Origin of the sequence: Microbacterium sp. NPDC080220 (assembly GCF_040686395.1) — a bacterium.
Taxonomy (GTDB): domain Bacteria; phylum Actinomycetota; class Actinomycetes; order Actinomycetales; family Microbacteriaceae; genus Microbacterium; species Microbacterium gawkjiense.
Genome location: NZ_JBFBOP010000002.1, coordinates 62,067 through 74,880, shown reverse-complemented (window position 1 = coordinate 74,880; position 12,814 = coordinate 62,067). Strand labels below are relative to the sequence as shown.

Here is a 12,814-nt window from a genome sequence, read left to right as displayed (position 1 = left end):
ACCCGAAGAAGGACCCCCGCATGATCGATCGTCATCGTTTTCCCGTGGACCCGTGGCGTCTCGTCGAGACCTCGTTCTCGCTCGACGACGTCGGCGTCACCGAGACGCTGTTCGCCGAGGGCAACGGCTATCTGGGCCTGCGGGGCAACCACCCCGAGGGGCGCAACGCGCACGAGCACGGCACGTTCCTGAACGGCTTCCACGAGGTGTTCCCGATCCGCCACGCCGAGCGCGCCTTCGGCTTCGCCGAGGTCGGGCAGACGATCATCAACGCGCCCGACAGCAAGGTCATGCGCGTCTACGTCGACGACGAGCCGCTCTCCCTCGACATCGCGGACATGCGCGAATACGAGCGCGCCCTCGACATGCGCCGGGGAGTGCTGACCCGCCACATCCGGTGGATGACCCCGAGCGGCAAGGACGTCGTCATCGACTACGAGCGCATGGTCTCCTTCGAGGAGCGCCACGTCGCCGTCATGCGCATCTCGGTCACGGTGCTGAACGCGGATGCCCCGGTCACGGTCAGCTGCCAGATGATCAACCGGCAGGACGGCCAGGACGTGTACGGCGGTCCGGGGCTCGGCAAGCAAGCAAAGGCCGGTTTCGACCCCCGCAAGGCCGACGGTTTCGCGAACCGGGTGCTGCAGCCCGAGGATTACTGGCAGGACGGCACCCGCGCCGCGCTGTCGTACAAGGTCACCGAGTCCGGCATGACGGTCGCCGTCGTCGCCGACCACCTCGTCGAGACCGAGAACGAATACTCGTCGCGCTCGCTCGTCGAGCCCGACGTCGCCAAGAACGTCTTCCGGGTGCAGGCGACGCAGGGTGTGCCGGTGACGATCACGAAGGCCGTCGCGTACCACACCTCCCGCGGCGTCCCCGCGCGCGAGCTCGTCGAGCGCGCCCGCCGCACGCTCGACCGGATCGAGCACGAGGGCATCGAGCGGCTGTTCGAGCGGCAGGAGGCCTGGGTGCAGGCGTTCTGGGAGCGGTCGGACGTGCTCATCGAGGGGCACGACGACCTGCAGCAGGCGACCCGGTGGTGCCTGTACCAGCTCGCCCAGGCGGCCGCGCGCGCCGACTCGCTCGGCGTGCCCGCGAAGGGTGTGACCGGCTCGGGCTACAGCGGCCACTACTTCTGGGACACCGAGGTCTACGTCCTGCCGTTCCTCGCGTACACGACGCCGCTCTGGGCGCGGAACGCGCTGCGGATGCGGTACCTCATGCTCCCCGCGGCACGGAAGCGCGCGGGGCAGTTGAACGAGGCGGGCGCCCTGTTCCCGTGGCGCACGATCAACGGCGAGGAGGCCTCGGCCTACTACGCCGCCGGCACCGCGCAGTACCACATCAACGCCGACGTCGCCTTCGCGCTCGGCAAGTACGTCCGCGCGACGGGGGACACCGACTTCCTGCACCGCGAGGGCGTCGACATCCTCGTCGAGACGGCGCGGCTGTGGGCGACCCTCGGGTTCTGGCGGTTCACCGAGACGGGCGAGCCCGAGAGCTTCCACATCCACGGGGTGACCGGTCCCGACGAGTACACGACGGTCGTCAACGACAACCTGTTCACGAACGTCATGGCGCGGTACAACCTGCGCTACGCCGCGCGCGTCGTGCGCGAGATGGCCGTCGACCAGCCCGAGGCCTACCGCGCGATGGTCGACCGTCTCGATCTCGACGAGGCCGAGCCGGTCGCGTGGCAGAGCGCCGGCGAGGCGATGCACATCCCGTACAGCGAGGCCCTCGGCATCCACCCCCAGGACGCCGTCTTCCTCGAGCGCGAGGTGTGGGACCTCGAGAACACCCCCGCCGAGCAGCGCCCGCTCCTGCTGCACTTCCACCCGCTGGTGATCTACCGGTACCAGGTCCTCAAGCAGGCCGACGTCGTGCTCGCCCTGTTCCTGCAGGGCAACCAGTTCACCCCGGCCGAGAAGCTCGCCGACTTCGAGTACTACGACGCGCTGACGACGGGCGACTCCACGCTCTCGGCGGTCGTGCAGGCGATCCTCGCCGCCGAGGTCGGGTACCAGGACCTCGCGCTGGAGTACTTCCGCGAGTCGGCGTTCGTCGACCTCGGCGACCTGCACAGCAACGCGTCCGACGGCGTCCACGTCGCCTCCGCCGGCGGCGTCTGGACGGCGCTCGTCGCCGGGTTCGGCGGCATGCGCGATCACCGCGGGGCGCTCAGCTTCGACCCGCGCCTGCCCGCCGACTGGCCGTCGCTGTCGTACACGCTCCACTGGCACGGCACGCGCCTGCGGATCACGGTCCGCCGCGACGAGATGACGGTCACCGCTGACGACGGCGACGCCGTGTCGTTCACGGTCCGCGGCGCCGGGTACACGGTCGCCGGCGGCGAGACGGTGACCGTGCACCTCGACGGCCAGGGCCCGGTGATCCCGGGACGCCCCACCCTCCGCCAGATCGGCGAGCAACTGCGCGAGGACGGCACGCTGCTGTCGGCATCCGTCCCCGACGCGACGGCCGCGACCTCGGTCCCGGTGCACACCGGCACGATCCCGATCGTGACGGCGGACGAGGACCAGGCGGATGCCGCGGCGCAGCAGGCGTTCGAGCCCGACATCCGGACGCAGCAGTTTCCGGCGATCGACGCGGGTGATGTGACCGCGACCGTCTGAGTTCAGACCGTCGCGGTGGCGCGCTCGCGAACGATCGCGCGGACGGCGTCGCGACCGGCGCGGTTCGCGCCGATCGTCGACTGCGACGGGCCGTAGCCGATGAGGAACAGCCGCGGCTCGTCGATCGCGCGGGTGTCGCGCACCCTCACGCCGCCGGCGGGGGTGCGCAGGCCCAGCGGCGCGAGGTGGGCGATGTCGGCGCGGAAGCCGGTCGCCCACAGGATGACGTCCGCGCGCTCGAGGGTGCCGTCCGGCATCCGCACCCCATCCGGCTCGATCGCGCGGAACATCGGATGCCACACCAGGGCGCCCCGGTCCTTCGCCGCCTGCGCCCACGGCGACCAGTGCGCGCCGGTGACCGAGACGACGCTCCCCGGCGGCAGCCCCTGCCGCACGCGCTCCTCGACTCCGGCGATCGCCTGGATGCGCGCTGCGGTGTCGAACGCGACGGCATCCCACTGCGGTTCGGTGCGTGAGACCCAGAAGGTGTCCGAGACGGCGGAGATCTCGTCGAGCAGCTGGATCGCCGAGACCCCGGCGCCCACGATGACGACGCGTCGACCGCGGAGCTCCTCGGCCGAGCGGTAGTCGTGCACGTGCAGCTGCCGGCCGGTGAACGTCGCCTGCCCGGGGTAGGTCGGCCAGAAGGGCTTCCGCCACGTGCCCGTGGCGTTGATGACGTACCGCGCCGCCCAGGCGTGGGCGCCGTCGCTGGTGTCCGCCTCGACGATCAGCCGGCCGCGCGGGTCGTCGTCGGCCCGTCGGACGGCGCGCACCTGCACGGGGCGACGGACCGCGAGCTCGAACCGCGCCTCGTAGGCAGTGAAGTACTCCGGCAGGACCTCCCGGCTGGCCGCCCGCGGATCCGCCGGCGGCACGGCGTAGCCGGGGAGCTCGTGGATGCCGTTGACCGTGCCCATCCGCAGCGACGGCCACCGGTGCTGCCACGCGCCCCCGGCATGCGTCTCGGCGTCCACGACGACGAACGTGGGCGCCTCCGCCTGGGCGTCCCGGAGTGGGACGAAACCGCGGTGACGCAGATGGTAGGCGGCGCTGAGCCCGGCCTGCCCCGCGCCGATCACGGCGACGTCGACGGGCTCGGGGGACATGACGGCTGCAACGTGAGACCGACCCCGGCTGTTCCCGGTGCCCGGAGCCTCGGCGCCGGATCGGATGTCGGCGCCACGCCGTAGTCTGTTGTGGTGACCACCGCTCTGTACCGCCGCTATCGCCCGGAGTCCTTCGGCGAGATGATCGGGCAGAGCCAGGTGACCGAGCCGCTCATGACGGCGCTGCGCAGCGACCGGGTCGGCCACGCCTACCTCTTCTCCGGTCCCCGCGGCTGCGGCAAGACCACCTCGGCCCGCATCCTCGCGCGCTGCCTCAACTGCGCGCAGGGCCCGACCGACATCCCGTGCGGCGAGTGCGACTCCTGCAAGGAGCTCAGCCGCGGCGGCGGCGGTTCGCTCGACGTCGTCGAGATCGACGCCGCCTCGCACAACGGTGTCGACGATGCGCGCGACCTGCGCGAACGCGCCGTCTTCGCCCCCGCGCGCGACCGCTTCAAGATCTTCATCCTCGACGAGGCGCACATGGTCACGGCGCAGGGCTTCAACGCGCTCCTGAAGCTCGTCGAGGAGCCCCCCGCGCACGTGAAGTTCATCTTCGCGACGACCGAGCCCGAGAAGGTCATCGGCACGATCCGCTCGCGCACCCACCACTACCCGTTCCGCCTCGTCGCCCCCGCCGCCATGCTCGAGTACGTCGAGCAGCTCTGCGCCAGCGAGGGCGTGACGGTCGAGCCCGGTGTCCTGCCCCTCGTCGTCCGCGCCGGCGGTGGATCGCCGCGCGACACCCTCTCGCTCCTCGACCAGCTCATCGCCGGCTCCGAGGACGGCGCCGTGGGCTACGAGCGCGCGGTCGCCCTGCTCGGCTACACGCACGCCGAACTGCTCGACGAGGTCGTCGACGCGTTCTCGTCGCACGATGCCGCCGCGGCCTTCGGCGCCGTCGACCGCGTCGTTCAGACCGGTCAGGACCCGCGACGTTTCGTCGACGACCTGCTCGAGCGCCTGCGCGACCTCATCATCGTGGCGGCGACCGGCGAGGGCGCCCGCGCCGTGCTGCGCGGTGTGCCGGCCGACGAGCTCGAGCGCATGGGGCGCCAGGCGGCTGCGTTCGGCACCGACCGGCTCTCGCGGATCGCCGACCTCGTCGTCACCGCGCTCGACGACATGACCGGCACGACCTCGCCCCGCCTGCAGCTCGAGCTTCTCGTGGCCCGTGTCCTCGCGGCGACGGATGCCGGTGCGCCCGCCGCGGCCGCGCCCTCGGCGCCCGCGCCGGTCGCCTCCGCGCCGGTCTCCTCCGCGCCGGTCGCTGCGACGCCGGTACCTGCGGCGCCGGCGCCCGCCGTGGTGGAACCCCGCGCGACGCCCCCGGTATCCGCTCCCGCCGCTCCCGGCGCAGGGGCCGCCGCGGCGCCCGCCCCGTCGGCGCCCGAGCCGGCCCCGGCGGCCCTGCCCGAGCCGCCCGTCCCGACCGGGCCGGTGACGTTCGCGCAGATCCGCGACTCGTGGCCCGAGATCCTCCGCCGGCTCGAAGACCTCAGCCGCACGTCGTGGATGATCGCGAGCGCGTCCCGGCCGGTGGCATATGCGGAGGGCGACATCCTCACGCTGTCGTTCCAGAGCCACGCCGACGTGCAGTCGTTCAAGAAGCTGAGCGCGGGCAAGGGGCCGAGCGAGGATCTGCGCACCGCGATCCTGTCGGTGCTCGGCGTGCGGGTGAAGTACCTCACGCGGCACGACACCGACCCGACCCCGCCGCCGCCCGGCGGCGTCGGACCCGACGTCCCGCCCGCCCCGACGGCCCCGCCGGCCGCGACGCCCTCGTCCGGCCCCGGCGGCGCCGCTGCACCCGCGGCATCCCGTCCGCCGTCCGCCGCCCCGCGGACCGCACCCGCGGCCGCCGCGCCCGTCACCGAGTGGGCGGTCGCTCCCATCCCCTCCGACGACGGTGCGCCCGCCGCGCAGTTCGCGGTCGACGAGGAGCCCGAGGATGCGGCCCCCGCGCCGGTCCGCACGCTCACCGCGCCGCGGGAGGGCGATGTTCTGCCCGCCGAGGCACCCGACGACGACGAGGACGACGTGCCGCCGCCGGTGGATGTCGACGCGCCCGTCCCGGTCCACACCCCGCCGCCCACGCGGCTCGCCGCCGAGCCGCCGCGCGCGCCGCGTCCGGGCGGCATCGAGCGGGTCGGCGAGGCGGCGGTCCGCCAACTGCTCGGCGCCCGGTTCATCCGCGAGGAGCCGTACACGCCGCCGACGAGGTTCAACTGACCCATGTACGACGGCATCGTCCAAGACCTGATCGACGAGTTCGGGCGCCTTCCTGGCATCGGCCCGAAGTCGGCGCAGCGCATCGCGTTCCACATCCTGCAGACGCCGTCCTTCGACGTCTCCCGGCTCGCGCAGCTGCTGTCCGAGCTGCGTGAGCGGGTGCGGTTCTGCGAGATCTGCGGCAACGTGTCGGAGCAGACGCAGTGCTCCATCTGCCGCGACCCCCGTCGCGACCGCACCTTCATCTGCGTCGTCGAGGACGCGAAGGACGTCTCGGCGATCGAGCGCACCCGCGAGTTCCGGGGGCTGTACCACGTGCTCGGCGGCTCGATCAGCCCCATGGCGGGTATCGGTCCCGACGACCTCCGCATCGCGCAGCTCATGCAGCGCCTCGCCGACGGCACCGTCACCGAGGTGATCCTCGCGACCAACCCGAACCTCGAGGGCGAGGCGACCGCGACCTACCTGAGCCGCCTGCTCCACACCCTCGAGATCCGGGTGACCAGGCTCGCGTCGGGACTCCCGGTCGGCGGAGACCTCGAGTACGCCGACGAGGTCACCCTCGGGCGTGCCTTCGAAGGCCGCCGCGCGGTCTAGTCAGTCGGTCGGGGCGAACAGCTCCGGCTCCTGGGCGAGCGTGCGCTCGATGGCCGCGAGGATGTCCTCGTCCTCGAGGCGGTACTCGCCGTTCACACGCTCCTCGGCCTCGCCCCACGCCTCTTCGTCGCCGATCCCCGCCGTCTCGTCGTACTCGGACGCTGCTCGGTCCACGGACTCGGCGGTCGCTTCGAGTCCGAGGGTGCGGTAGCCGTCGGCGATCGCGTTCAGGGGGAACTCGTCATCGGTCGAGTGCACCTCGATCGCGTACCAGAATCCGCCGTTCTGGACCATGCCGTGGAAGGTGAGGACTCGTCGGGCGGCGAGGTCGCCCGCCAGCGTCGCGGCGACGTCGAAATCGACGGCCCGGTTCCAGATCGCGTCACTCGCAGAGCTCATGCGGAGAGCCTAGGGGAGAGCTCAGGACCGCTCGCGCGCGCGGGCGCGGATGACGGTGCCGAGCGTCGCGCGCAGCGGCTGACCGACGTAGATGCCGAGCGACGCGCCGACGGCCAGCGCGATCCCGACGGTCGCCGCCGAGGCGAGGGTCGTGAAGCCCATGAGCAGCGGCACGGTGCTCTGCCCGGACTCGACGACGCCGAGGAGGCCGCGGAACACGGCCGCGCCGGGCACCATCGGCAGGATCGCCGCCGTCGTGATCGCCACCGACGGCACATGCAGCTTGTAGGCGGCGAGGATGCCGATGAGGCTTCCCACGAACGCGCCCACGCCGCTGGCGGCCGCGGTTTCGAAGCCGAGGGCGGATGCCGCGGTGTAGCCCGCCCAGGCGACGACGCTCAGGGCCACGCTGACCGCGACGACCCGGAGCCCGGCGCCGTTGTAGATCGTGACCGACACGGCGATGAGCGCGGCGCCCGCGAACTGCAGGGGGATCGGTCCGAACGGCAGCGGGTCGTTCGGGGCGTCCATCCCCGCCCCGACGACGCGCGCCGTCTCGAGTCCCGCGAGGATGCCCAGGACGACACCCAGGGTCTGGGTCGTGAGTTCGAGGATGCGGCCGGTCGCCGTGAGCGCGAAGCCGTCGATCGCGTCCTGCGCGGCGCCCACGACGGTGAGCCCCGCGAGCATGAGCACGATGCCCGAGGCGACGATGACCGACGGTCGGATGTCCAGCGCCGCCATCCATCCCGTCGCCTCGAGGCGCGGGGCGACGGCGGCGATGAGGGTCAGGACGAAGGCGCCGGCGACCTGGCTGAAGAAGAACGGGACGTGCGCGCGGCCGAGGAGGAACTGCGTAATCGCCGCCCCCGCCGCCGCGACGAAGGAGAGCAGGATGACCAGCCAGTTCGCGCCGAACATGAGGGCGACGCCGACGGCGAGCAGCGCCTGCGCCCCGACGATGACCGGCGGGTGATAGGCGAAGGGGGTGCGGCGCACGATCCGGAACTCGGCGCGCGCGGACTCCAGCGGCATCCCGTCCCGGATCGCCGCGACGAGGGCCTGCAGCCGCTGCAAACGGGCGTGGTCGGGGGCCTGGCTCCGCACGACGCGCATGAGCGTGATCGGACGGTCGGCGCCGCTGCGGTGATGCGCGACGGTGATCGAGTTGTAGCTGACGTCGACGTGCACGGGGTCGAGGCCGTACACCCCGGCGACCCGGACGATCGTGAGCGTCACCTCGCTCGCGGGGGCGCCCGAGGCGAGCATGGACTCGCCGATGCGGATGGCCAGATCGAGCACCCCGACCGCGAACGCGTCGTCGATGACGGGCAGCATCTCGGTGTGCGGAGCCGAGCTCTCGGGAGTGCGGACGAGGGCCTGCAGCGACGTGAAGAGCTGGCGTCGTCCCATGGGATCCAGCCTAAATGAGCCCTCCCGGCGGTCCGCCCGCGTCACATGGCTGTCGCGGTACGGGCCGCTCCGTAGGATGGACGGCGGGCGTGAGTCTCCGCCCGCCGGCTGCGCCCGGCATCCACCCGGGAGTATCCGACCATGGCCCTGATCGTCCAGAAGTACGGCGGTTCGTCCGTCGCCGACGCCGAGAGCATCCGTCGCGTCGCGAAGCGCATCGTCGACGCCCGCCGCGCCGGTCACGACGTCGTCGTCGCCGTGAGCGCGATGGGCGACACGACCGACGAGCTGCTCGACCTCGCCTCGCAGGTCTCACCGCTGCCCGCTCCGCGCGAGCTCGACATGCTGCTCTCCAGCGGTGAGCGCATCTCGATGGCCCTGCTCGCGATGGCGATCAACTCCATGGGCTTCGAGGCGCGCTCGTTCACGGGCAGCCAGGCCGGCATGATCACCGACAGCTCGCACGGCGCCGCCCGCATCGTCGACGTCACCCCCGTCCGGGTCCGTGAGGCGCTCGACGAGGGCGCGATCGTCATCGTCGCCGGCTTCCAGGGGTTCAGCCGCGACACCCGCGACATCACGACCCTCGGCCGCGGCGGGTCCGACACCACCGCCGTCGCGCTGGCCGCCGCTCTGAACGCCGACGTCTGCGAGATCTACAGCGACGTCGACGGCATCTTCACCGCCGACCCGCGCGTCGTCCCGAAGGCCCGCAAGCTCGCGACGGTCCAGTCCGAGGAGATGCTCGAGCTCGCCGCCAACGGCGCGAAGGTGCTCTACATCCGCGCCGTCGAGTTCGCCCGCCGTCACGGCGTCATGATCCACGCCCGCTCGACCTTCAGCTCGGGTGTCGGCACGTACGTTCTCGGTCCGGGGATGACCGCCCCCGACCACGAAGAGGGAGAAGAGATGGAAGAGCCCATCGTCACCGGTGTCGCCACCGACCTCAGCCAGGCCAAGATCACCGTCGTCGGCGTGCCCGACGTCCCCGGCAAGGCCGCCGAGATCTTCAAGATCGTCGCGAAGTCCGGCGCGAACGTCGACATGATCGTCCAGAACGTGTCGGCCGCCGCCACCGGGCGCACCGACATCTCGTTCACCCTGCCCAAGGCAGAGGCGTCCACGGCTCTGCGCGCCCTGTCGGTCGAGCAGGGCTCGGTCGGCTTCGACAAGCTCGTCCACGACGACCAGATCGGCAAGCTGTCGGTCGTCGGCGCCGGCATGCGCACCCACTCGGGCGTCTCGGCGACCCTGTTCGAGGCGCTGTCGACGACGGGCGTCAACATCGAGATGATCTCGACCTCCGAGATCCGCATCTCGGTCGTCGTCCGCGGTGACGACCTCGCCGAGGCGGCGCGTGTCGTGCACACCGCGTACGGTCTCGACGGCGACACCGAGGCCGTCGTCCACGCCGGCACCGGTCGCTGACGACGGCCCCGCCGGGTTCATCCCTGCGCGGCGAGCCAATCGTCGAAGGTGGGCCCGGCGAGTGTCGCCCCCGCGGCCGGCAGGTTCAGCCCGGCGCGCATGCCGCGCATCTGCGCCCCCGGGATGCCGACGGGGATGACGGGGGTCCGCGAGCCGTCCCGATGCACCCACGCCCGGATCATGCGCTCGAGGCGTTCCTCGCGGGGCCCCGCGAGGTCCGCCGCACGTCCCTGCGGTCCCGAGACGGCGAGGGCGACCAGTCGCGCCGCGACCTCAGCGGCCGCGACCGGCTGCACGCGGGCGCGCGGAGCGACCTGCAGCGGCCCCAGTCGTGCCTGCGACGCCACCTGCCCGGCGAACTCGTGGAACTGCGTCGCCCGCAGGATCGTCCAGGGCACCGTGCCGTGTTCGAACAGCTCCCCCTGCACGACCTTGCCGGCGTAGTAGCCGTTCGGGTTGCGGTCGATCCCGACGATCGACAGCAGCACCGCGTGCGCCACACCAGCCGCCCGGGCCGCCGCGAGGAGCGTCCCGGAGGCGGCGTGGAAGAACTCCGTCGACGTCGCCGCCCGGGTGGTCCCGACGCTGGCCGCGTCGATCAGGGCCTCGACGCCCACCAGTGCGCGATCGGTCGCCGCACGGTCGCGCAGATCGACCCCCGCCGCCCGCGAGAGGACGACGGGCTCGTGCCCCGCTGCGCGCACCCGCTCCACCACGAGTCGTCCGACGGTGCCCGTTCCGCCTGCCACTGCGATCTTCATCTCTCCCCTTCCGAAGGTGTGTCACTGTGGTGACGACGCAGCCTCCGTGAATGTGAGGCCGGGGACGGAGATCGCGATGACGGATGCCGCGACGCGACCGGATGCCGCGGCCGGCGAGGTCGACGCGCACCGCCGCATCCTCGTCTCCGCGGCCCATCGCATGCTCGGGACGCTCGCCGAGGCCGAGGACGCCGTGCAGGAGGCGTACGTCCGCTGGGTGCGCCTCAGCGACACCGAGCGGGCGGAGATCGCGAATCCGGCGGGCTGGCTCATGCGGGTGACGGGTCGAATCTGTCTCGACGTGCTCGGCTCGGCGCGGGCGCGCCATGAGATCTACGTGGGGGAGTGGCTCCCCGAGCCGGTCCCCGCCGAGTCCGCCGGCGGCGACCCCGCCGATGCCGTCGCCGGGGCGGAGAGCGTCTCGACGGCGCTCCTGCTCGTCCTCGAGACCCTCACCCCGGCCGAGCGCGTGGCGTTCGTGCTGCACGAGGTGTTCACGGTGCCGTTCGGGGAGATCGCCGAGGTGCTGGGGCGTTCGCCCGCCGCGTGCCGACAGCTGGCGGCATCCGCTCGTCGTCACGTCGGCCGCCGCCCGGGGGCCACCGTCCCGCGCAGCCGGCACGACGAGGTCGTGGCCGCGTTCGCCGCCGCGAGTGCGACGGGCCGGCTCGACGCCCTCGTCCGCGTGCTCGCGCCCGACGTCGTCCTCGTCTCGGACGGCGGCGGGGTCGTCTCCGCGGCCAGGCGGCCGGTGCGCGGTGCCGACCACGTCGCGCGGTTCCTGCTCGGGCTGGCTCAGAAGCAGTCCGCGGCGGTGTACGAGCCGGCGGTCACCGGCGACGGCCTCGGTTTCGTCATACGCCTGGGCGGCGCCGTCGCCGCGGTCGTGACGTTCGCGACTGACGGCCAGCGGATCACGGACGTCTGGATGATGCGCCACCCGGGCAAGCTGCGCGCCTGGGTGTGACGCCCGGGCGACACATGCGGATCACGGCACCCGCGGCGCCGGTAGAATCGCCGGAACCCGCTCTCCTGCGCCTTGTCGCGACGCCTCGTCGCGCGGCGCCGCACCCCCGAGGAACCGCACCATGACCGTCTTCTCCGATTCGGGATTCTCCGTCGCCGTCGTCGGCGCCACCGGCCAGGTCGGGACGGTGATGCGCGACATCCTCGTCGAGCGCGCGTTCCCGATCCGTGAGCTCCGCCTGTTCGCGACGGCCCGCTCGGCCGGCTCGACGATCGAGGTCGACGGCCGCGAGATCGTCGTCGAGGACGTCGCGACGGCCGACCCCGCCGGCATCCAGATCGCGCTGTTCTCGGCCGGCGCGACGGGCTCGCGCGCCCACGCGCCGCGGTTCGCCGAGGCGGGCGCCGTCGTCATCGACAACTCGAGCGCCTGGCGGATGGACCCCGAGGTCCCGCTCGTCGTCAGCGAGGTCAACCCGCACGCGATCGAGGATCTGCCCAAGGGCATCATCGCCAACCCGAACTGCACGACCATGGCCGCCATGCCCGTGCTCAAGCCCCTGCACGTCGAAGCCGGGCTCGTCCGCCTGACCGTCAGCACCTACCAGGCGGTGTCGGGCTCGGGTCTAGCGGGGGCCGAGGAGCTGCTCGGCCAGGTGGAGTCGGTGGTCGGCCAGGGCGGCGCGATCGGTCTCGTCCACGACGGCGCCGCCGTCGAGTTCCCGGCGCCGCAGAAGTACGTCGCCCCCATCGCGTTCAACGTCATCCCCTTCGCCGGCAACCTCGTCGACGACGGCGAGGACGAGACCGACGAGGAGAAGAAGCTCCGCAACGAGAGCCGCAAGATCCTCGAGCTTCCCGACCTCCGCGTCGCCGGGACCTGCGTCCGCGTTCCCGTCTTCACGGGCCACTCGCTGTCGGTCCACGCCGAGTTCGCGCGCGACATCACTCCCGCCCGTGCGCGAGAGGTCCTCGCCGACGCCGCGGGGGTCGCCCTCGCCGACGTGCCGACCCCCCTCGCCGCCGCCGGCGCCGACCCGAGCCTCGTCGGCCGCATCCGTGCCGACCAGTCCGCGCCCGAGGGTAAGGGCCTCGTCCTGTTCATCAGCAACGACAACCTCCGCAAGGGGGCCGCTCTGAATGCGGTCCAGATCGCCGAGCTCGTCGCCGCGAACCTGAGCGCCCGCGTCTGAGGGTGGATGCCGGGTGCCCCCGTCCCCGCGCGGCGGCACCCGGCATCCGCGTTTCACCTGGGGAAAGAACCGTGTTT

The 12,814-nt window shown here is 72.5% G+C and carries 10 protein-coding genes; 6 read left to right on the top strand and 4 right to left on the bottom strand.

The genetic code is table 11. From position 1 onward, the window contains the following. Positions 1–20: 20 nt before the first annotated feature. Positions 21–2,639: a glycosyl hydrolase family 65 protein gene (locus AB0P29_RS03905; RefSeq protein WP_363378647.1), complete on the top strand. Its 2,619-nt coding sequence runs from the start codon at positions 21–23 to the stop codon at positions 2,637–2,639. A 2-nt stretch (positions 2,640–2,641) separates the two neighbouring features. Here AB0P29_RS03905 and AB0P29_RS03900 read toward each other — a convergent pair whose 3' ends face one another. Next, complete coding sequence (locus AB0P29_RS03900) at positions 2,642–3,748, bottom strand: FAD-dependent oxidoreductase (RefSeq protein ID WP_363378645.1); 1,107 nt, start codon at positions 3,746–3,748, stop codon at positions 2,642–2,644. A 93-nt stretch (positions 3,749–3,841) separates the two neighbouring features. On the opposite strand from AB0P29_RS03900, the gene AB0P29_RS03895 reads away from it, so the two are divergent. Together AB0P29_RS03895 and recR are read left to right on the top strand one after the other, a co-directional pair. Further along, positions 3,842–5,980, top strand: a complete 2,139-nt coding sequence (locus AB0P29_RS03895) for a DNA polymerase III subunit gamma and tau (protein ID WP_363378643.1) — start codon at positions 3,842–3,844, stop codon at positions 5,978–5,980. Positions 5,981–5,983: 3 nt separating this feature from the next. Beyond that, entirely contained in the window at positions 5,984–6,577 is a 594-nt protein-coding gene (gene recR / locus AB0P29_RS03890) for a recombination mediator RecR (protein WP_064003041.1), read from the top strand. Here recR and AB0P29_RS03885 read toward each other — a convergent pair whose 3' ends face one another. Both AB0P29_RS03885 and AB0P29_RS03880 read right to left on the bottom strand, forming a co-directional pair. Next, positions 6,578–6,976 (bottom strand): hypothetical protein, encoded by a 399-nt coding sequence (locus AB0P29_RS03885; RefSeq protein ID WP_363378641.1) that lies wholly within the window; start codon positions 6,974–6,976, stop codon positions 6,578–6,580. It abuts the gene before it with no gap. Between the two features lie 21 nt (positions 6,977–6,997). Next, on the bottom strand, positions 6,998–8,389 hold the full coding sequence (locus tag AB0P29_RS03880) for a threonine/serine exporter family protein (RefSeq protein ID WP_363378639.1): 1,392 nt from the start codon (positions 8,387–8,389) through the stop codon (positions 6,998–7,000). 141 nt (positions 8,390–8,530) lie between these two features. On the opposite strand from AB0P29_RS03880, the gene AB0P29_RS03875 reads away from it, so the two are divergent. Further along, positions 8,531–9,817 (top strand): aspartate kinase, encoded by a 1,287-nt coding sequence (locus tag AB0P29_RS03875; protein ID WP_064003044.1) that lies wholly within the window; start codon positions 8,531–8,533, stop codon positions 9,815–9,817. A 17-nt stretch (positions 9,818–9,834) separates the two neighbouring features. Here the strand turns inward: AB0P29_RS03875 and AB0P29_RS03870 are convergent, their stop codons facing one another. Then, positions 9,835–10,578 carry an NAD(P)H-binding protein gene (locus AB0P29_RS03870; protein ID WP_363378637.1) on the bottom strand — a complete coding sequence of 248 codons (744 nt, stop codon included), beginning with the start codon at positions 10,576–10,578 and terminating at the stop codon, positions 9,835–9,837. Between the two features lie 52 nt (positions 10,579–10,630). Here AB0P29_RS03870 and sigJ point away from each other — a divergent pair, with 52 nt between their 5' ends. Together sigJ and AB0P29_RS03860 are read left to right on the top strand one after the other, a co-directional pair. Further along, the gene (sigJ, locus tag AB0P29_RS03865) at positions 10,631–11,545 is read left to right on the top strand and encodes an RNA polymerase sigma factor SigJ (protein ID WP_363378635.1); all 915 of its coding nucleotides are present in this window, start codon (positions 10,631–10,633) and stop codon (positions 11,543–11,545) included. A gap of 121 nt (positions 11,546–11,666) precedes the next feature. Then, positions 11,667–12,737 carry an aspartate-semialdehyde dehydrogenase gene (locus AB0P29_RS03860; RefSeq protein WP_363378633.1) on the top strand — a complete coding sequence of 357 codons (1,071 nt, stop codon included), beginning with the start codon at positions 11,667–11,669 and terminating at the stop codon, positions 12,735–12,737. Positions 12,738–12,814: the final 77 nt, after the last annotated feature.